We start from the raw sequence: 18,980 nt of genomic DNA on the forward strand, positions 1-18,980 counted from the left end.
GTCGTAGGAGGGCGCGTCGAGGTCGTCGTGCGTCAGCGGCGTCTGAACCCAGCCGTCAGCATCTGCCGGGGTTGCATCGAGAGCCGACGACGCGATCGCGCTCTCGAGCTCGAGCCGCTCGCTCGCCTCCGGCGCCGTGAGCGCCCCGCAGCCGAGCGGACGCCCCGGCGGGTGGCCGTGCGGCGCGCCGGCTGACGCGGGCGGCGCTCGTCAGCTGCCGGCGTGCGGCGCCAGGATCGGGCAGGCGGCACGGGGCGGCGGGGTGTCTGCGCCGGCGTCGTCGGGCGAGCTGCCGTCCGGCGCCTGCGGCTGCTCGGGCTCGTCCGGCGTCGCCAGGTTGGACTCGCCCTTGCGCCGGACGAGCAGGGCCGACAGCAACCCGCCGAACACGGCCAGGCCGCCGGCGATGAGCACCGCGTGGTGGAACCCGTCCGACAACTCGCTCGGGTTGCGGTACGCCTCCGGGGTGATGCCGGCGATCCCGGGGAGCACTGCGACGGCCAGCAGCCCGGCGACGCGGGCGATGTCGTTGTTCACCGCCGACGCGACGCCCACGAGTCGCGCCGGTGCCGACGCCAGGGCGGTCGCGGTCAGCGGCGCGACGGTGGCCGAGAGGCCGAGGGAGAACACGAGGAGCGCGGGCAGCAGGTCGGTGAGGTACGAGGCGTGCGCACCCACCCGGGTGAGCAGGGCCAGGCCGACGCCCGCGACGATCGGCCCCACGGTCATCGGCCACCGCGGCCCGATGCGCTGAGCCACCCGCCCCATCCGCGCCGACAGCAGCAGCATCACCGCGGTGATGGGCAGCAGCGCGCTGCCGGCGGCCACCGGCGCGTACCCCGACACGCGCTGGAGCTGGACGGGGATGAGGAACAGGGCTCCGCCGAGCGCGGCGTACATGATGAAGGTGACGATGTTGGCGGCCGTGAACTCGCGGTCGCCGAACAGGGTCAGCGGCATCATCGGGTGGCTGCCCCGTGCCTCGACGACCACGAAGCCAGCGAGCACGACGACGCCGGCGACGAGGCAACCGACGAGCGCGACGGGCCAGTGCTGCGGCGGGCCCTCGGTGAGCGCGTAGACGGCGAGGGCGAGGCCGCCGGCCGCGAGCACCGCGCCGAGGACGTCGAGCCGACCCGTGGCCTCCTCGTCACGGGTCTCCGGTACGTAGCGACGTGCCAGCGCGACGACCGCCACCGCCATCGGCACGTTGATAAGGAAGACGAGCCGCCACCCCCACGGCGCCACCCCGACGAGCACGCCGCCGAGCACCGGCCCGATCGCGGTGGCGATACCGCCGAGCCCCGACCACGCACCGACGGCGGCCGCGCGGTCGGCCGGGCGGAAGACGGCTTCGAGGATGGCCAGGGAGCCCGGCGTGAGCAGCGCGGCGCCGACCCCCTGCAGGGCGCGCATCGCGATCAGGGTGGCGGGCTCCGGCGCGAGCGTGCAGCCGGCCGAGGCGACGGTGAACCAGATGACGCCGACCACGAACACCTTGCGCCGGCCGAGCCGGTCGCCGAGCGAGCCGCCGAGCAGCAGCAGCCCGGCGAGGGTGAGCGTGTAGGCGTTGACGGTCCACTGCAGCGCGGTGAGCCCGGCGCCGAGGTCGCGGCCGATCCGCGGCAGCGCCACGTTCACGACGGTGCCGTCGAGCTGGGCCATGCCGCTGCCGAGGATGGTCGCCGCGATCACGCCGCGGCCCTGCGGCGAGCGCAGTGCCAGACCGGGCTCGCTCACCTGCACCTCCGAACCGGGCGGATCAGTCGTTGCCGCCAATGCCGTAGACGTGCTGCGCATTCCCGGCCAGCACCAGGTCCGCAGTCTGATCGTCCGGGCAGAGCGCGGCAACCGCCCGGGCGTTGGCGGCGATGCCGGGAACGCCGGGCCAGTCCGTCCCGAAGATCATCTTCTGGGTCAGGCGCGGCCAGTTGTGCCGCGCGTAGTAGGTCTGCAGGCGCGACGGAGGCAGCCCGGACAGCTCGATCCAGACGTGGCTGTTCGACAGCACGAGGAAGGCCGCGGCGTCGTACCACCAGCCCCGCCCGCCGTGGGCGAGCACGATGTCGAGGCGGCGGAAATCGCGTAGGAGGTCGTCGATCGCGATGGGGTCGCCGTACTGGTTCAGCGCGCCGGGGAACGTCGAGGTGCCGCAGTGGACGACGAGGGGCAGGCCGCGCTCCTGCAGCATCGCGTAGGCCGGGTAGAGCGCGCGATGGTTGACGGCGAAGCCGCCGTGGACCGGGTGGACCTTGAGGGCCACGGCGCCGAGGTCCAGCTGGCGGGCCAGCTCGTCCTCGACGGGGTGGTGCAGGTGCGGGTTGATGTTGGCCGCGAAGCGCACCCGCGGCCCGACGAGCGCGGCCATGTCCTCTGCGGACTGGATGCCGGTGACGCGCGGGCTGTACTCGGCGAGCGCGACCGCGGCGTCCACGCCCTCGGCGGCGAGCAGGTCGTCGAGGCGGACGGCGTCGACCGTGCCGTCCTCGCGGTAGAGCGCGCGCAGCTCGGGTGCGTCCCGGCCCTGTACCCAGGTGGCCCAGTCGACCTTGAGGCTGCCGAGGGGCGCCGGATGCAGGTGGACGTCGATCAGGGGCCGGCCGTCGAGCATGCACCCTCCTTCGTCGTACCGGTTCGCTGACGTCCCGACCCTAGGCAACGGTCGCTTCGTAGCATGAGCGGCGTGACGGACGGCGGCTTCGAACAGGTACGCCACCGTCCGCCGACCCCGCTCGACGCGCCCCGCGAGCTGGTCGTCGCCTGTGCCCCGATGCGCAGCAACGTCAACCTGTCGACGATCGCCCGCACCGCCGGGTGTTGCGGGGTGCAGCGCATGATCGTCTGTGGGCACGCGAAGCTCGACCGCACCATCGCCCGCGACGGTGCCGACCAGGTGCGCCTCGAGGTCCGCAACTCCCTCGCGCCGGTGCTGCGGACACTGCGCGGCGACGGGTACCGCCTGGTGGGGCTGGAGCAGACGACCAACTCCACCGACTTGCACCACTACGCGTTCCCGCGGCGGACGGCGTTGGTGATCGGCAACGAGCGGGCCGGTCTGTCGGACGACGAGCTGGCCCTGATGGACGACTGCGTCGAGATCCCGGTGTGGGGCCTGCCGTACTCCTACAACGTGGCGACCGCGACGTCGATGGCGCTCTACGAGTACTGCCGCCAGTTCCCGTCCTGACTCCCGTTCGGTCCGGTGATCAACAGCGGATCCTGATGGCTGGGCAGCCGCTGTCGGCCGTTGATCAGGCGCCGATTCGCCCGCGCAGGGTCAGGACGGCGAGTTCGTCGCGGGTCGAGCCCAGCCGCTTGGTCCAGGATGTGCCGAGGGCGGCGAGCTCGGCGTCGTCGGCGTAGTGCGCGTCCGTGAGCTGCCAGCCTGCCGAGGCGTATTGCGGCGCGAGCTCGGTGACCGCCGTTTCGGGAGTGGGTTCCGGTGCCGGGCCGACCTCGGGGACGGGCGGGCGCCAGGCGTGCAGGTTGAGCGTGACGAGGAACGTGGCGCCGGCGCGGCAGCGTTCACCGACACCGAGCAGCACGCTGCGCTCGGTCAGGGTGAGCGCGCGCAGCAGGCTGCCCCACGGCATGAGGACGTGCAGCTCGTCGACCCCGTCGAGCTCGGGCGGCAGGCGTTCGGCCGACGCCCACACGAAGATCGCGTTCGGGGTGCCGCCGCGGGCCGGCTTCTGCGCCGCCCGCGCCGCCGTGCGCCGCATCGCGTCCGGGCTCGCGTCCACCCCGACGACCAGCGCGTCCGGCCGGGCGCGGGCCACGGCGAGGACGTGCTTGCCGTCACCGGTGCCCAGATCGACGACCAGCGACGTGTGCCGGGACCGCAGCTCGGCGAAGGCGGCGGCGTCGAGGTCGACCGTCCGCTTGCCGATCACCTGACGCACGCCCTCACTCCGCTCGGGCCGGCAAGCCGCCATGCCCATCGTTCGCTCCGCAAGCGTCACTCACGTCCACAGACTAAGGGGGTTGCGGCTTTCCCCCGCGGCGGTCGCTGCACCGGTGGGCGCGGGTGCTCCGGAGGGGAAAGGCGGTCCGGGCCGCGACGCCTACCCTGGGTCGGTGCGCTTCGTCGGGCGGGGACATCCCGCGGTCCGTGCCACGCACGCCAAGACGCTCGAGCTGTCCCCCGATCCCGACATCACGGCCCGCGCGACGTGCGTCGTCGCCGTCGGCAGCGAGGCCGACCCCGTGGCGCCGATGGCCGGCCGGGTACGCATCCGCGTCGCCGCCGGCGGTGAACGGTTCACCCTCGAGGCCGACGCCAATCCTTCGTGGGACCCGTCCGGGCCTGCGGTGATCCGTCGCAGTCCGTTGCGCCGCCCGGGTACCTTCGCCACCGGCGCGACCGCGTCGGCCGCCGACCTCCCCCGCCCGCTGGTCGCCGCACTGCAGGACCCCGACGCGCTCGTCACCGTCGACGTGACGGCCGTGCCCGACGACCGCCGGACGCTCGTCCTGTACGCCGCCGATCCGGCCCTCGCCGCCCCCGTTGCCGGCCTGCGTGCAGAGCACCAGCGGGCGGCACGGGTCGTCGCCCAGGACGACGGCGCGCGCCACCTGCTCACCACCCTGGACGAGCCGCCCGACGGGACCGGGCATCGCACCCTCGTCGTCGCCACCGCCGACCTGCCCCGTCCCCCGGACGCGACGGCCGGCCATCGGGTCGAGGTCGTCGGCCTGAACGCCCGGCTCGCGACGGCGGCCGCGTCGCCCAGCGGAGGTCCGGTAGTCCTCGCCGAGCCCGGCGCGGACGTCCGTCGCAGCCTGCGCGAGACCCCGGCCGCCGCCCGCCTGGTCGTGGTCGTGCCCGCCGCGGCACTGGACGAGCTCCTCGGGCAGGCCCGCGCGATCCGGGGCAGCAGCGCGTGCGTCGTCGCGCAGGAGTACGTCCACCCCGTCCGCGTCGAGAGCGGCGCGACGCCCGAGCTGGCCGGCAGCGCCGATGTCGCGGTGTGCTTCGACGCGGCTCCTCCCGACGAGGCGTTCGACCCGGCCGTCCGTGCCGCCGTCGACGCCCTGCTCGCCGACGGGGTCGCGACCCGCACCGCAGCCAAGGCCCTGGTCGCCCTCACCGGCTGGGACCGCCGCCGGGCCTACGACGCGATCGTGGCCTGGCCGCGCCGCTGAATCGCCCGCGCGTCCGGCACGGAGTTGTCGCATTCGCCTGGTATCAACGGCCTATGCCTGTCGTGCGGACGGGCGGGGCCAGCCGCGTCCTCGCCACGTGTGCGGCCGCGCTCGCCCTCGTGAGCTGCAGCTCGTCGTCGCCCGGCACGTCTGCGACGCACGCCTCCAGCCGGGCACCGGTCACCTCCCGGTCGATGACGCCGTCCGCGACGCGTGCCCCGGCCACCGCGTCGTCGACCTCGGCGTCAGCGCACCCCACGTCGGCGTCCGGCCCCTCGACCTCGGCGTCGTCCGACTCCGCGGATCGCACCCTTCCGCGCGGCGGCCGGGCCATCCTCGGCCACTACCGGGTCGTCGCCTTCTACGGCGCGGCCGGCAACCCGCAGCTCGGCGCGCTCGGCACTGCGTCGCCCGAAAGCATCGCGCCCAAGATCGTGCAGCGGGCGAACGGCTTCGCGCCCTACGGCCTACCGGTGCAGCCGGCGATGGAGCTGATCGCCACCGTCGCACAGGGGTCACCCCAGGCCGACGGCTCGTACTCCAAGCCCATCGCGATGGCGACGATCCGCCACTACCTCGCGGTGGCGCACCGGTACCGGATGCTGCTGGTCCTCGACCTGCAGCCGGGCCGGTCGACGTTCTACAAGCAGGTGCAGGCCCTGCACGACGTGCTGCTCGACCCGTCCGTCGAGCTCGGGCTCGACCCGGAGTGGAAGGTCGCGGCCGGGCAGCGGCCGGGCGACGGGCTCATCGGCTCGAGCGGATCGGGCGACGTCGACCGCACCATCGACTACGTCAGCGGGCTCGTCAGTACCCACCACCTGCCGCACAAGCTGGTCGTGGTGCACGAGTTCACCTCGTCGATGCTGCCCGACCGCGATGACATCCGGGCCAGGCCCGGCGTCGAGCTGGCCTTCCACGCCGACGGGTTCGGTCACCCCAGCTCGAAGATCTCCGTGCTCCACAAGCTGGCGTTCCCGGGCCGACCGATGGGTGTCGGCTTCAAGCTGTTCTTCACGCAGGACTCGAGGCTGATGACGCCCGGCGAGGTCATGGCCCTGCATCCCCGGCCGGACATCATCACCTACCAGTGACGGCTCAGCCGAGCAGCGCCTCGGCGAGCGCGGCGAACTGCGGCAGCGCCTCGGTTGCGGAGACGCCCGGAGCGCTCAGCAGCTGGATCGGCACGTGGTCCGCGCCGGAGTCCAGGTGCTGCTGCACCCGTGCCGCCGCGGTGCGAGCGTCGCCGTGGCCGACCAGCGCGTCGATGAGCGCGTCGCTGCCCGGACGGGCGAGGTCGGCGTCGCTCCAGCCGAGCCGCTTCAGGTTGCTGACGTAGTTGGTGAGGCCGAGGTAGGGGTTGTCGACGGCCGGCCGGCCGATCGCGCGAGCCTTCTCGGGGTCGGTCTCGAGGACGACCTTCTGCTCCGGCGCGAGCAGCACGCCGTCGCCCAGGATGTCGCGCGCCTCGCGGGTGTGCTCCGGCGTCACCAGGTAGGGGTGCGCACCCGCGCTGCGCTCGGCCGACAGCCGAAGCACCTTGGGCCCCAGCGCGGCCAGCGCCCGTTCCTGCTCGGGGACGCCCTCGCCGTCGAGCACGTCGAGATAGTCGACGAGCGCGCCGTAGGGACGGGTGTAGTCCGACGTCGCCTCCGGGTGCCCGACGCCGATACCGAGCAGGAACCGGTCGGGGTAGGCCGCCGTGATGCGCTTGTGCGACGTGGCGACCGTGCGGGCGTCGTCCTTCCAGATGTTCACGATGCCGGTGGCGAGCACGAGGTGGTCGGTGGCCGCGAGCGCCTCGTCGACGATCGTGAGGTCACCGTCCGGCGAGCCACCGAGCCAGATCGCGCCGTAGCCGAGCCGCTCGATCTCCGCGGCGAACGACGGGGTCAGGTTGCCGGCGTGGGTCCAGACGCCGATACGTCCGAGCTGGGGAGTCATGGGCTGTCCTTCGGGGTCGGGTCCTTTGTCGGGGCCAACGTCACCCGCGGCAAATCCCATCCAGCGGAGGGCGTGGGATTCGAACCCACGTCAGGGGATCACCCTGAAGCGGTTTTCAAGACCGCCGCACTCGGCCACTATGCGAGCCCTCCAGGTGGTGTCACGCTACCCGGGGCGTCGATCCGGGCCTGCTCTCCCCGGTCGTGCCGGACCGTGATGCGGCCACCGGCTGACGTACGGCGTGTCCACCGGTTGACGGCACACGGTGGTCACGCGACACGGGTCCTGCCGCTCCTAATCTGACACGCCGCTGAGGATGTCGTTTGACCTTGCCGTTGCGTCAAGGTCGAGAGTGGCAACGTGACCGCGAAGCTGCCCTCCCCGGCGTCGAACTCGCGCGGCGCCGAGATCATCGACGTCACCCCCGGCAAGCCACGCGGCGGGTCCGCCCAGGAGTTCGACGCGCCGCTCGCCCCACCCGTGCCCGGCCTGCAGCGCGCCGGCGCCCGGCTGCCCGTCGTCGAGTACCTGCAGCGGTTGTGGCAGCGGCGCTGGTTCATCGCCGCCTACACCTCCGCGTCCCGCGCCGCGGGCTACGAGGGCAGCTTCCTCGGGCAGGCGTGGCAGCTGCTCACCCCGCTGCTCAACATCGGCGTCTACTACCTGATCTTCGGCCTGCTGCTGAACACCAGCCGAGGGGTCCCGAACTTCATCGCCTTCCTCTCGGTCGGCGTGTTCGTCTTCACCTTCTGCACCTCGACGCTGACCGTCGGGGCGAAGGCCGTCACCGGCAACCTGGGTCTGGTCCGCGCGCTGCAGTTCCCGCGCGCCGTCCTGCCGATGTCGACCACGCTCGTCGCCCTGATGCAGTTGCTGACCTCGTGCGTGGTGCTGGTGCCGATCCTGCTGCTCAGCGGTGTGTATCCGTCGCCGCGGTGGGTGCTGCTCGTGCCGGCCATCGCGTTGCAGACCATGTTCTGCCTCGGCCTGGCGTTCGTCGTGGCGCGGATCGGCGCGCAGGTACCGGACGCGACGCAACTGCTGCCGTTCATCTCGCGCGTGTGGATGTACATGTCCGGCGTGATGTACAGCGTGCAGGTGTTCACCCGCGGCCATCCCGCCCTGGGCGTCATCCTGCGCAACAACCCCGGTTACGTGTACCTCGAACTGGCCCGCAACGCCCTGCTCCCGGGCCAGCCGGCGTCCGTGCACCTCTGGCTGCTCGGCCTGCTGTGGGCCGTCGGCACGCTGGTCTTCAGCTTCCTGTACTTCTGGCGCGGCGAGGAGCAGTACGGCAATGTCTGACGCCCTCGACACCGACGATGCGCAGACCGGCGCCGCCGACGACGGCGTGGCCACGCCGCCTGCGCGTCGCGAGGAGACCGTCGTCGTCGACGACCTGCACCTGAACTACCGCATCATCGGCAAGGCCGGTCGCAAGGGCGGGGGCGGCGGTGCCGTCGTCCGCCGGGTCCTCATGGGTCAGCAGAACCCGGGTCAGCGGACGGTGCACGCCGTGCGGGGCGTGAGCTTCACCGCCTACCGCGGCGAGGCCATCGGCCTCATCGGACCCAACGGCTCCGGCAAGTCCACGCTGCTGCGGGCCGTCGCCGGGCTCATGGCGCCCTCGCAGGGTGTCGTGTGGACCCGCGGCCAGGCGTCGTTGCTCGGGGTGTCCGCCGCCATGATGGCGTCGATGTCCGGCGACCAGAACATCATGCTGGGCTGCCTGGCCATCGGGATGACGCCGACCGAGGTGGCCGAGGAGTACGACTCGATCTGCGAGTTCGCCGGCATCGGCGAGTTCGTGCACCTGCCGATGAACACCTACTCCTCCGGCATGGGCGCCCGGCTGCGTTTCGCCATCGCCGCGGCGCGCGTGCCGGACATCCTGCTCATCGACGAGGCCCTCGCGACCGGCGACGCCAAGTTCCGCCAGCGCAGCGAGAAGCGCATCGCCGAACTGCGCGGGCAGGCCGGCACGGTGTTCCTCGTCAGCCACGGGCTCGGCATCATCCGTGACACCTGCGACCGCGTCATCTGGCTGGAGAACGGCAAGATCATCCTGGACGGCGAGGCCGACGCGGTCGTCGACGCCTACGAGCATCGCCACGACCCCGGCAGCCCCTACTCGGGCGGCCCCAACTCACGATCGCGGAGCTGACGCGTGTTCGATCCGAGCAGACCCCCCACCCGCAAGGCCCAGGGAGGCATCGCCAGCCTGGCGGCCAACCGAGCCAGGCTCGGCAAGGTGATGTCCGGACGGGTGCTCAAGCGCTCGGGCATCGGGCTGGTCGCCGCCGTCGTGGTGCTCGCCGTGCTGGCGGTGCTGCTGCTGCAGGTCGTCACCATCTCGACCAACGCGATGTGGTTCAACTCGGTGCACGCGGGCTCGGTGTACTCGACGGTCATCTGGACCCGCATCGGGCTGTTCGCGGTCTTCGCCGTCATCGCCGCACTCGTCACCGGTGCGACGACGGTCGCCCTGCGCCGCATCCGGCCGCTGTACCTGTCGCCCGAGGACGACACGATCCGGTGGACGTTCCGGCGCTACGAGTCCAAGCTCGGCCGCGCCATCGTCGTGCTGGTCGCGGTCGTCGCCGCCGTCAAACTCGGTTCACGAGCCGCGGCCGGTTGGCAGACCTACCAGTTGTGGCTGAACGCCACGCCGTTCCACACCAGCGACCCGTTGTTCCACAAGGACGTGTCGTTCTTCGTCGAGATCCTCCCGTTCCACCAGATGGTGGTGACGTTGCTGCTGCAGACGGTCACCTGGTCGCTCGGGATCGCGATCGTGGGCGGTTACGTCTACGGCTCCTGGCGCATCCGGCGCGGCAGCCAGAAGGTGTCGAGCGGGTTCGTGGCGCTCGTGTCCGCGCTCGCCGCGGCCTACCTGGTGCTCAAGGCCGCCAACTACTGGCTGTCGAGGTACGCGCTGACGACGTCGTCACGCGGCCCGGTGACCGGCGCGTCCTACACCGACCGGACCGCCGCCCTGCCCGCCGCGTACGTGCTGACCGTCCTGGCCCTGCTCGGTGCCGTGGCGTTCGCGGCCAACGCCGTCTTCGCCGCACGCGGTGGACGCCGTCGGATGCTCGGCCGGGTTCGCGGGTTCGCCGGCGCCGTCGTGCTGGTCGCCGTCGCCGTCATGCTCGTCGGGTCGAGCTGGCCGGGTCTCGTCTACCACTTCCGCGAAGCGCCGAGCGCGTCCAAGGTCGACCTCGGCGAGATCGCGCACAACCAGAAGGCCACCCGTGCCGCCTTCGGTCTCGACAACGACGTCAAGACCGTCACCTACAAGACCACGAACCCGGCGAGCAGCTCCTCGTTGGCCACGCTGGCCGCGAAGAACTCGCAGCCCTCGGTCACCGACCCCAACCAGCTGTCACCCACGTTCAACGTCGAGCAGCAGCTGCAGTCGTACTACAACTTCAAGTCGACGCTGGACACGGGCAACTACCGCATCGACGGTAAGTCGCAGGACGTCGTCCTCGCCGTGCGCGAGCTGCGCACGGCCGGCATCCCCGGCAAGACCTGGGTCAACAAGCACCTGGTCTACACGCACGGCTACGGGGTCATCGCCGCACCCACCACGAAGGTCGACCCGAAGACCGAGAGCCCGGTGTTCCTCAACGCCGGCATCCCTCCCGCGCAGGACATCCCGGTCAGCCGCCCGCAGGTGTACTTCGGCCAGGGCTTCACCCGCTCGTCGTACGCCATCGTGGGCCAGCCGTCCGGCAGCCCCCGCACCCTCGAGTTCGACCACCCCGGCGGCAGCGGCTCGTCGGCGTCGGCGCACACGACGTACCGGGGCAAGGGCGGCGTCGACGTCGGCTCGACCCTGCGCCGCCTGCTGTTCGCGGTGAAGTTCCACGATCCCAACATCCTGTTCAGCTCCGAGCTCAACAGCGCCTCGCAGCTGCTGGAGGTGCGTAACCCACGCACCCGCGTGGCCAAGGTCGCGCCGTGGCTCACCCTCGACGGCGACGTCTACCCCGCGGTCGTCGACGGCCGGATCAAGTGGATCGTCGACGGCTACACGACCAGCGCGAACTACCCGTACGCACAGTCGGTGAACCTGCACGCGGCGAGCAAGACGACGCTGACCGCGAACGGTGCGTCGGTCAGCCAACCGGGCACCACCGTCAACTACATGCACAACTCGGTGAAGGCCGTCGTGGACGCCTACACGGGACGCGTGAGCCTGTACGAGTGGAACCAGAAGACCCAGCGCGACCCGCTGCTCAAGGCGTGGGAGTCGGTGTTCCCCGGGCTGGTCAAGCCGCAGTCCGACATCTCGTCCGCGCTGCTGACGCAGATGCGCTACCCGACCGACCTGTTCAACGTGCAGCGCAGCCTGCTGGCGAAGTACCACGTCAGCCAGCCGTCGAACTTCTACAGCGGCAACGACTTCTGGACGGTGCCCACCGACCCCACGGTCGCGGCCACCAGCACCTTCAACGGCTCGACGAGCGCCGGCTCGAGCCCACCGCTGCCGTCCAAGTACGCGTCGGTCTCGGCCGACGGCTACGGCGACCAGCAGTACTCACTGTCGACACCGATGGTGACGCTGAACGGCCACGAGCTCGCGGCGTTCATCCACGTCGACTCCGAACCCGGGCCGAACTACGGGAAGTTCACCGTGCTGCAGTTCCCGTCCGGGGCCGGGGGCGAGTCGCCGTCGCAGGTGCAGAACGACATCGAGTCGGACACGACGATCACCGAGGCCCTCACCCTGCAACGCGGCGGCAACTCCTCGGTGGTGCTCGGGTCGCTGCAGGCCATCCCGGTGGCGGACCGGATCCTCTACATCGAGCCGGTCTACACCCAGTCCAGCGGCGGCGCGTCCTTCCCCGTCCTGCGGCACGTCATCGCCCTGTACGGCGACGGCGACCCGTCCTTCGAGAACACGCCCACCCAGGCCATCAAGGCGGCGATCGAGTCCGCGACCGGGTCCGGTTGATCCCGTCGGCCTGCCTGTGTGGCCGGTGTCGCAGATAAACGGAGTGACAACCTCCGGATCGTGGGTATAGTCGTCTGCGGAAACGGAGGAAACCTCTCCGCTATTCGTCCCCACGCTCCAGGAGTTCACCCATGGCTCTCGACGCCACCCAGGCCGACAGCACGCAGGAGTCTGCGCCGAACCTGTCGAAGAATGCACCACCCGAGAACGATCGCACCCACGACCGGCGCTGGTTCATCCTCGCCATCCTCGGGCTCGCGCAGCTGATGGTCGTGCTCGACGCGACCATCGTGAACATCGCGCTGCCCACCGCCCAGAGCTCGCTCGGCTTCAACAACGCCGACCGGCAGTGGGTCGTCACCGGCTACGCGCTCGCCTTCGGCAGCCTGCTGCTCATCGGCGGACGGTTGAGCGACTTCTTCGGCCGCAAGTGGGCCCTGCTCGTCGGCCTGGTCGGCTTCGCCGTCGCCTCGGCGGTCGGCGGTGCCGCGCAGAACTTCGGCATGCTGGTGACGGCCCGGGCCGTCCAGGGCGCGTTCGGCGCGGTCCTGGCGCCTGCGGTGCTGGCCCTGCTGACCACCACGTTCCGGGACCCGAAGGAACGCGGCAAGGCCTTCGGCATCTTCGGTGGCATCGCCGGCGCCGGTGCCTCCATCGGCCTGCTGCTCGGCGGCGTGCTCACCGAGTACGCCAGCTGGCGCTGGACGCTGTACGTCAACCTGGCCTTCGCCGCGGTCGCCTTCGTCGGCGCCCTGCTGCTGCTGCCGCGCTTCGAGCGCTCCAAGGAGCGCCAGGGCCAGGACCTGCCCGGCACGTTCAGCATCACCCTGGGCCTGTTCGCGGTCGTCTACGGCTTCTCGAACGCCGACCAGCACAGCTGGTCCGCCCCGCTCACCATCGCGTGCCTGGCCATCGGTGCCGTGCTGCTGATCGCGTTCGTGTTCATCGAGCAGCGCGCGGAGCACCCGATCCTCCCGCTGCGCGTGATCGCCGACCGCAACCGTGGTGGCGCGTTCATCGCGATGTTCCTGTCGGGCATCGGCATCTTCGCCGTCTTCCTGTTCCTGACCTACTACCTGCAGGGCATCCGCGGCTACTCCGCCGTCAAGTCCGGCGTCGCGTTCCTGCCCATGACGGGCACGATCGTGGTCGTCGCGTCGCTCGGCAGCGCGGTCCTGGTCACCCGCATCAGCTCGCGGATCATGATCCCGCTGGGCATGGTGCTGGCCGCGATCGGCCTGTTCCTGCTGACGCACATCAGCCTCGAGGGCAACTACGTCTCGGTCATCCTGCCGGCGACGATCATCATGGGCGCCGGGCTCGGGCTGATCTTCGCGCCCGGCTTCAACCTGGCGGTGCTCGGTGTGGAGGACGAGGACTCCGGCGTCGCCTCGGCCTCGGTCAACGTGGCCCAGCAGGTCGGCGGTTCGGTCGGCACCTCGCTGTTCAACACCATCGCCGGCACCACCGTGGCCAGCTACGTCGCGTCTCACCTGCACGGTGCCAAGCCGGGCAGCCCGCAGTACGCGCTGACCCAGGCCAACGCGCAGCTGCACAGCTACACCGTGGCGTTCTGGATCGGCGTCGGCGTGTTCGTCTTCGGCGCGATCGTCTCGGCGTTGGTGCTGCGGTCCGGCATCGCCCAGTCGCCCGACACGCCGGCGGTCGTCTGAGCGGCGTCGCCATGACCACCACCGAACGACCGCAGTCACCCGAGGACGACGCGGTCCGGCCGATGCGCAAGGACGCGGCACGCAACCGCGTCCTGCTCATCGCCGCCGGACGGGAGGTCTTCGCCAAGCGCGGCCTCGACGCCAGCCTCGACGACATCGCGCGTCAGGCCGGCGTCGGGATCGGCACCGCCTACCGGCACTTCGGCAACAAGTTCGCGCTCGCCGAGGCGATCATGCACGAGGCGGTCGACGGCGTCGTCTCCGCGGCCGACCGTGCGCTCGACAACGACGACCCGTGGGCCGGCCTCGTCGGTTTCCTCGAGGCGGTGCTCGAGGTGCAGACCGCCGACCGTGGGTTGCGTGAGGTCCTCATGGGCGTCCACGAGGCCAAGTCCGACGCCGTCCAGGAACGACTGCTCGGTCGGGTCGAGCGCCTGCTGGACCGTGCCCGGCGGGCCGGCGTCGTCCGCCTCGACGCCGCGGCCAGCGACCTCGGCGCCGTCATCTCGATGCTCTGCTTGGTCGCCGACCTCGGCGGCGACGAGGCGCCGGACCTGTGGCGCCGTTACGTGCCGACGCTGCTGTCGGCGCTGCGCCCGGACGGCCCGCCGCTGCCGGGGCGGCCGCTCACCGACGACGAGATGCACCAGGCGATGATCCGCCTGCACGGGCTGCGGTCAGCCCGCCCGCTTCCCGACTGACGGTGCGGACCTCGGTCCGCGCCGTTCTGTCGGTGGGTCGTCCTAGCGTGCAGGGCATGACGAACCTGGTGCTACGCGAGCTGCCCGAATCCCTGCGCCGCGAGCTGGGCCGGGTCGACCTGACCCGTCGCGGCGGCCGCTCCCCCGACGTCGAGGTCGTGCTCGACGCGGGCGGCCCGTTGATGCGCGCCCTGTTTCGCGCCGAGGCCGAGCTGCTCGTCGCCGACGCGCTGGCCATGGAGTCCGGCACCTACGTTGCCCGGGATCCCGACGAACGGCGCCACGATGCGCTGCTGCTTGTGCTGCAGCGGCTGGCGTACGTGGAGGCAGCGGCCTGATCGTCGGCCCGAGGGGGTCGGGTCAGCCCAGCAATGCCGCGCGCAGGGCGGCGTCGTCCTCGTCGGTCCACCCCTGCGCGCGCAGCCAGGCCTGCGTACCGCCGTGGGTCTCGTCGACGGCAGCGAGCAGCACCACCATGGTCTCTGCCTTCGGCTTGTGCCGGTCGACGTCGTCGGCCTTCGGCCTGATGTCGTCGGCGTAGGTGCGTCGCTGGGCCAGGCGGGCGAAGATCTGCGGCACCCGTTCGGCGCTGAGCGCGTAGTCGGCGGCGATGGCCGCGCGCTCGACACCGATCTGGTCCAGGGCCAGTGCCACGACGGTGCCGGTGCGGTCCTTGCCGGCAGCGCAGTGCACGACGGTCGCGCCGTCGGTGTAGGCGACGAGCCGTAGCGCCGCCACGATGGAGTCGGCCCGCTCGGCGAGGTAGTGCAGGTACACCGCCGACGCGCCGCGTCGGCGTTCGTCGTCGGTCAGCGTCTCGTCGCGGCCCTGCCACGGCAGGATCACCGGCGCGTCGACGCCGTCCTCCGCGGCGGCCGCGTCGGTCGCGGTTCCGGCGTCCGGCAGCAACGACAGGTGCGCGATCTCGACCCGGGGCTCGCGCGTCAGCGGCCCGGGGCCCTCGTTGTCGACCTCCACGTCGCTGCGCAGGTCGGCCACCGCGCGTACCCCGACGACGTCGACGAGCAGGTGGACGTCGGAGTCGGTGAGGGTCTGCAGGCTGTCCGCGCGGATCAATCGACCGGGACGTACGGTGCCGCCGTCGACCGTCGGCAGGCCGCCGACATCGCGGACGTTGTCGGCGCCCTGCAGCGTGATCCACAACGGGGCGCTCATGGCCCTGACTGTAACCACGACCGACCGCGACCCGGCGCGCGGCTGCGTGACGGATCCCGCCGCCGCGGCGACGTGCCGCCGAGCGGTCCGGCGCGGGCGCTGTTGGGTACACCGCTCCCGATGACCGACCCCACTTCGACGATCGACCCGCCACCGCCCGCGCCGACCGCGGGCCGCGGGTCGCCCGGCCGTACCGTGGCCGACGTCAGCTGATGCTCGACCCGTCGCTGCACGACCGTCTGGACGCCCTGCTCGCCGACGACGACGGCCGCCGGGCGCGGCTGTACCCGGCCACCCGGCTGCGTCGTCAACCCGTGCACACCGTGCACGTCCCGGCCGACCGCTTCGCCGGGCACACGGTGGCCGAGTGGCGGTCCGGGGCCCTGGCCGCTCTGGACGAACACGGGCCGATGCCCGGCGTCGACGAGGCGCTCGAGGCGAGGGTGCGCGACAAGCTCGCCGACGAACCCATCGAGGACCTGCGCATCGACTTCGCCGACGGTTACGGCCTGCGTTCCGACGCCGACGAGGACGCCGCGGCGCGGGCCGCCGGCACCGCACTCGGCCGGGGGGCGCAGACGCCGTTCGTCGGGCTGCGCATCAAGTCGCTCGAGGCGGCGACGCCACACCGGGCCGTCTGCACCCTCGAGCTGTTCCTGGAGCAGCTCTTCGCCTTCGGCGGCCTGCCCGCCGGCTTCCGCGTCACGGTGCCCGCCGTGACGTCGGTGGCCCAGGTCGAGGCGATGGTCGAGCTCTGCGCGGCGTTCGAGTCGGAGCTCGCGATCGCCCGCGTGCCCTTCGAGCTCCAGCTCGACTCGCCGCAGGCCGTGGTCGGAGCCGACGGCACCGCGTTGCTCGCCCGGATGCTGCACTCGGGCGCAGGGCGGTGCGTAGGCCTGACCCTCGACCCGGCCGGCTTCACCGCCGCGGCCGGCGGCGGGCCGACGGACGGGTCGGTCGCCGACCACGCAAGGGCCGTGCTGGTGCTGGCGACGGCGGGCACGGGCGTCCCGGTCAGCGACGGGACGGCCGGGATGGTTCCTGCGGGGCCGCGGACCCAGGTGCACGCGGCGTGGTCGGCACACCTCGCCCTGGTCCGCCACGCGCTCGAGGCCGGGTTCCCGCAGGGCCGCGACGTGCACCCCGCCCAGTTGCCGTCACGCTTCGCGGCCACGTTCGCCTTCTACGCCGACGGTCTCGATGCCGCGGCCCGCGCGGTGGCCCCCTCCGGCGCGACGTCGACCGTCCGCGTCCCCGCCTCGACCAGGTCTTCGGCGCGGTTCCTGCTCCGCGGGCTGCGGTGCGGCGCCCTCGACGAGCCCGACGTGCGTGAACGATGCGGTCTGGGCACGGCCGAGCTCGACGTGCTCGCCATCGCCTGACCCGACGACGCCCGACACGACAACGCCCGACACGACGACGGGAGTGTCGTGTGCCGGATCGGCACGCAACACTCCCGCGGTCGGACGGAACGGTCAGAAGGAGTTCTCGGCCACGTCCATGAGTGCGTTGTCCATGCCCTCGGCCACCTGACGGCGAGCGGCGAGCTCGGGCAGCACCGTGGTCGCGAAGAAGCGCGCGACGGCCGGCTTGCCCGCGTAGAACGCGCGGTCGGCGGTGGAGAGCCCGTTAGCGTCGAGCTTGACGAGCGCCACCGCGGCCTGGCGCAGCAGCAGGTACCCGACCATGAGGTCACCCGCCGACAGCAGCGCACGGGTGGCGTTCAGACCGACCTTGTAGACGTTGCTCACGTCCTCCTGGCCGCTCATCAGCTGGTTGAACATCGCACCGACGATGCCGCCGAAGTCCTCGAGCGCCTTCTGCAGTGCGGCGGCCTCTTCCTTGAGCCGACCCTCGTCGGCGATCGACTCGAGGAACGTGGTGATCTCGTTCGACACCGTGCCCAGCGCCGCGCCCTGGTTCTTCACGATCTTGCGGAAGAAGAAGTCCTGGGCCTGGATCGCCGTGGTGCCCTCGTAGAGCGTGTCGATCTTGGCGTCGCGGATGTACTGCTCGAGCGGGTAGTCCTGCAGGTACCCGGAACCACCGAAGGTCTGCAACGCCTGCGCGAGCTGGTCGTAGGAACGCTCGGAACCCACGCCCTTGACGATGGGCAGCAACAGGTCGTTGATGGCCTCGTCGGCCGAGGTGTCGGTGCCGTTGTGCTCGCCGACGATGATGCGGTCCTGCGCCGAGGCCGTGTAGTACACGAGCGCGCGCAGACCCTCGGCGTAGGCCTTGTTCATCATCAGGCTGCGGCGGACGTCGGGATGGTTGATGATCGTCACGCGCGGCGCGGTCTTGTCCGCCGCCTTGGTGAGATCGGCCGACTGCACGCGGGTCCTGGCGTAGTCGAGCGCGTTCAGGTAACCCGTCGACAGCGTGGCGATGGCCTTCGTGCCGACCATCATCCGGGCGTGCTCGATCACCTGGAACATCTGGGCGATCCCGCGGTGGACGTCGCCGACGAGCCAGCCCTTGGCCGGGACGTTGTCGATCTCGCCGAAGCGCAGCTCGCACGTCGTCGACGCCTTGAGGCCCATCTTGTGCTCGACGTTGGTCACGAAAGCACCGTTGCGCTCGCCGAGCTCGCCGGTCTCGACGTCGAAGTGGTACTTCGGGACGACGAACAGCGACAGCCCCTTGGTGCCGGCCTGCGCGCCCTCGGGGCGGGCGAGCACCAGGTGGACGATGTTCTCGGTCATGTCCTGCTCGGCCGAGGTGATGAAGCGCTTGACGCCCTCGATGTGCCACGAGCCGTCGGTCTGCTCGATCGCCTTCGTCTTGCCGGCACCGACATCGGACCCGGCGTCGGGCTCGGTCAGCACCATGGTGGCGCCCCAGCCGCGGTCGACCATGAGCTGGGCCATCTTCTTCTGCTCGTCGTTGCCGTTCGCGTGCAGGATCCCGGCGAACGGCGCGCCGGCCATGTACATGTGCAGGGCCGGGTTGGCCCCCAGCACCTGCTCGGCCACCGCCCACACGACGGTGCGCGGCACCTGCTGACCGCCGAGCTCCGGCAGCGTCTCGAGCCGCCACCACTCACTGTCCTGCAGCGCCTTGTAGGATTTCTTGAACGACTCGGGGACGGTGACCGAGTAGGTGTCCGGGTCGAACACGGGCGGGTTGCGGTCGGCGTCGACGAACGACGCGGCCAGCGGACCCTCGGCCAGCTTGGCGACCTCGGCGATGATGCCGCGGGCGGTGTCCTCGTCGACCTCGTCGAACGGGGCGCTTTGCAGGGTCTTGTCGGTGCCGAACACCTCGAACAGGTTGAACTCGATATCGCGGACGTTGCTCTTGAAGTGGCCCATCGCCGAATCTCCTTGCGGGTTACTCGTCAGTAACATAGAGGGTATTACCCACCAGTAACTGATG

The 18,980-nt window shown here is 71.4% G+C and carries 16 protein-coding genes and 1 tRNA gene; 10 read left to right on the top strand and 7 right to left on the bottom strand.

What is annotated here, in order from left to right:
- Window positions 1–210: 210 nt before the first annotated feature.
- Complete coding sequence (locus ACFFCA_RS03855) at window positions 211–1,740, bottom strand: MFS transporter (RefSeq protein ID WP_375481982.1); 1,530 nt, start codon at window positions 1,738–1,740, stop codon at window positions 211–213.
- A 22-nt stretch (window positions 1,741–1,762) separates the two neighbouring features.
- Window positions 1,763–2,611, bottom strand: coding sequence for an amidohydrolase family protein (locus ACFFCA_RS03860; protein WP_375481984.1), 849 nt, complete (start codon window positions 2,609–2,611; stop codon window positions 1,763–1,765).
- 72 nt (window positions 2,612–2,683) lie between these two features.
- On the opposite strand from ACFFCA_RS03860, the gene ACFFCA_RS03865 reads away from it, so the two are divergent.
- Entirely contained in the window at window positions 2,684–3,187 is a 504-nt protein-coding gene (locus ACFFCA_RS03865; protein ID WP_375481986.1) for a TrmH family RNA methyltransferase, read from the top strand.
- Window positions 3,188–3,251: 64 nt separating this feature from the next.
- Here ACFFCA_RS03865 and ACFFCA_RS03870 read toward each other — a convergent pair whose 3' ends face one another.
- A complete protein-coding gene (locus ACFFCA_RS03870) occupies window positions 3,252–3,902 on the bottom strand; it encodes a methyltransferase domain-containing protein (protein WP_375481988.1) in 651 nt (216 codons plus the stop codon).
- A gap of 175 nt (window positions 3,903–4,077) precedes the next feature.
- Here ACFFCA_RS03870 and ACFFCA_RS03875 point away from each other — a divergent pair, with 175 nt between their 5' ends.
- Both ACFFCA_RS03875 and ACFFCA_RS03880 read left to right on the top strand, forming a co-directional pair.
- Entirely contained in the window at window positions 4,078–5,145 is a 1,068-nt protein-coding gene (locus ACFFCA_RS03875; RefSeq protein WP_375481990.1) for a DUF371 domain-containing protein, read from the top strand.
- 53 nt (window positions 5,146–5,198) lie between these two features.
- On the top strand, window positions 5,199–6,239 hold the full coding sequence (locus ACFFCA_RS03880) for a hypothetical protein (protein WP_375481992.1): 1,041 nt from the start codon (window positions 5,199–5,201) through the stop codon (window positions 6,237–6,239).
- 4 nt (window positions 6,240–6,243) lie between these two features.
- Here the strand turns inward: ACFFCA_RS03880 and ACFFCA_RS03885 are convergent, their stop codons facing one another.
- Complete coding sequence (locus tag ACFFCA_RS03885) at window positions 6,244–7,089, bottom strand: LLM class F420-dependent oxidoreductase (RefSeq protein ID WP_375481994.1); 846 nt, start codon at window positions 7,087–7,089, stop codon at window positions 6,244–6,246.
- Between the two features lie 64 nt (window positions 7,090–7,153).
- Window positions 7,154–7,241 (bottom strand) — tRNA-Ser (locus tag ACFFCA_RS03890).
- A gap of 208 nt (window positions 7,242–7,449) precedes the next feature.
- Between ACFFCA_RS03890 and ACFFCA_RS03895 the strand changes: the two genes are divergently transcribed.
- The 6 genes from ACFFCA_RS03895 to ACFFCA_RS03920 all read left to right on the top strand — a co-directional run bounded on the left by ACFFCA_RS03895 (window position 7,450) and on the right by ACFFCA_RS03920 (window position 14,764).
- Complete coding sequence (locus ACFFCA_RS03895) at window positions 7,450–8,394, top strand: ABC transporter permease (protein ID WP_375481996.1); 945 nt, start codon at window positions 7,450–7,452, stop codon at window positions 8,392–8,394.
- Complete coding sequence (locus tag ACFFCA_RS03900) at window positions 8,387–9,253, top strand: ABC transporter ATP-binding protein (protein WP_375481998.1); 867 nt, start codon at window positions 8,387–8,389, stop codon at window positions 9,251–9,253. Before ACFFCA_RS03895 ends, ACFFCA_RS03900 begins: the two co-directional genes overlap by 8 nt.
- Before the next feature lie 3 nt (window positions 9,254–9,256).
- A complete protein-coding gene (locus ACFFCA_RS03905) occupies window positions 9,257–12,052 on the top strand; it encodes a UPF0182 family protein (protein ID WP_375482000.1) in 2,796 nt (931 codons plus the stop codon).
- Window positions 12,053–12,183: 131 nt separating this feature from the next.
- A complete protein-coding gene (locus tag ACFFCA_RS03910) occupies window positions 12,184–13,725 on the top strand; it encodes an MFS transporter (protein WP_375482002.1) in 1,542 nt (513 codons plus the stop codon).
- 11 nt (window positions 13,726–13,736) lie between these two features.
- Complete coding sequence (locus ACFFCA_RS03915) at window positions 13,737–14,426, top strand: TetR family transcriptional regulator (protein WP_375482004.1); 690 nt, start codon at window positions 13,737–13,739, stop codon at window positions 14,424–14,426.
- Window positions 14,427–14,482: 56 nt separating this feature from the next.
- Complete coding sequence (locus ACFFCA_RS03920) at window positions 14,483–14,764, top strand: hypothetical protein (RefSeq protein ID WP_375482006.1); 282 nt, start codon at window positions 14,483–14,485, stop codon at window positions 14,762–14,764.
- A gap of 22 nt (window positions 14,765–14,786) precedes the next feature.
- Here the strand turns inward: ACFFCA_RS03920 and ACFFCA_RS03925 are convergent, their stop codons facing one another.
- Complete coding sequence (locus ACFFCA_RS03925) at window positions 14,787–15,602, bottom strand: tyrosine-protein phosphatase (protein WP_375482008.1); 816 nt, start codon at window positions 15,600–15,602, stop codon at window positions 14,787–14,789.
- A 212-nt stretch (window positions 15,603–15,814) separates the two neighbouring features.
- Between ACFFCA_RS03925 and ACFFCA_RS03930 the strand changes: the two genes are divergently transcribed.
- Complete coding sequence (locus tag ACFFCA_RS03930; protein ID WP_375482010.1) at window positions 15,815–16,984, top strand: DUF6986 family protein; 1,170 nt, start codon at window positions 15,815–15,817, stop codon at window positions 16,982–16,984.
- Window positions 16,985–17,077: 93 nt separating this feature from the next.
- On the opposite strand, the gene ACFFCA_RS03935 is transcribed toward ACFFCA_RS03930, so the two are convergent.
- Window positions 17,078–18,916 carry an acyl-CoA dehydrogenase gene (locus tag ACFFCA_RS03935; protein ID WP_375482012.1) on the bottom strand — a complete coding sequence of 613 codons (1,839 nt, stop codon included), beginning with the start codon at window positions 18,914–18,916 and terminating at the stop codon, window positions 17,078–17,080.
- Between the last annotated feature and the right edge of the window lie 64 nt (window positions 18,917–18,980).

This window comes from uncultured Jatrophihabitans sp. (genome assembly GCF_964252635.1).
Taxonomy (GTDB): Bacteria; Actinomycetota; Actinomycetes; order Mycobacteriales; family Jatrophihabitantaceae; genus Jatrophihabitans.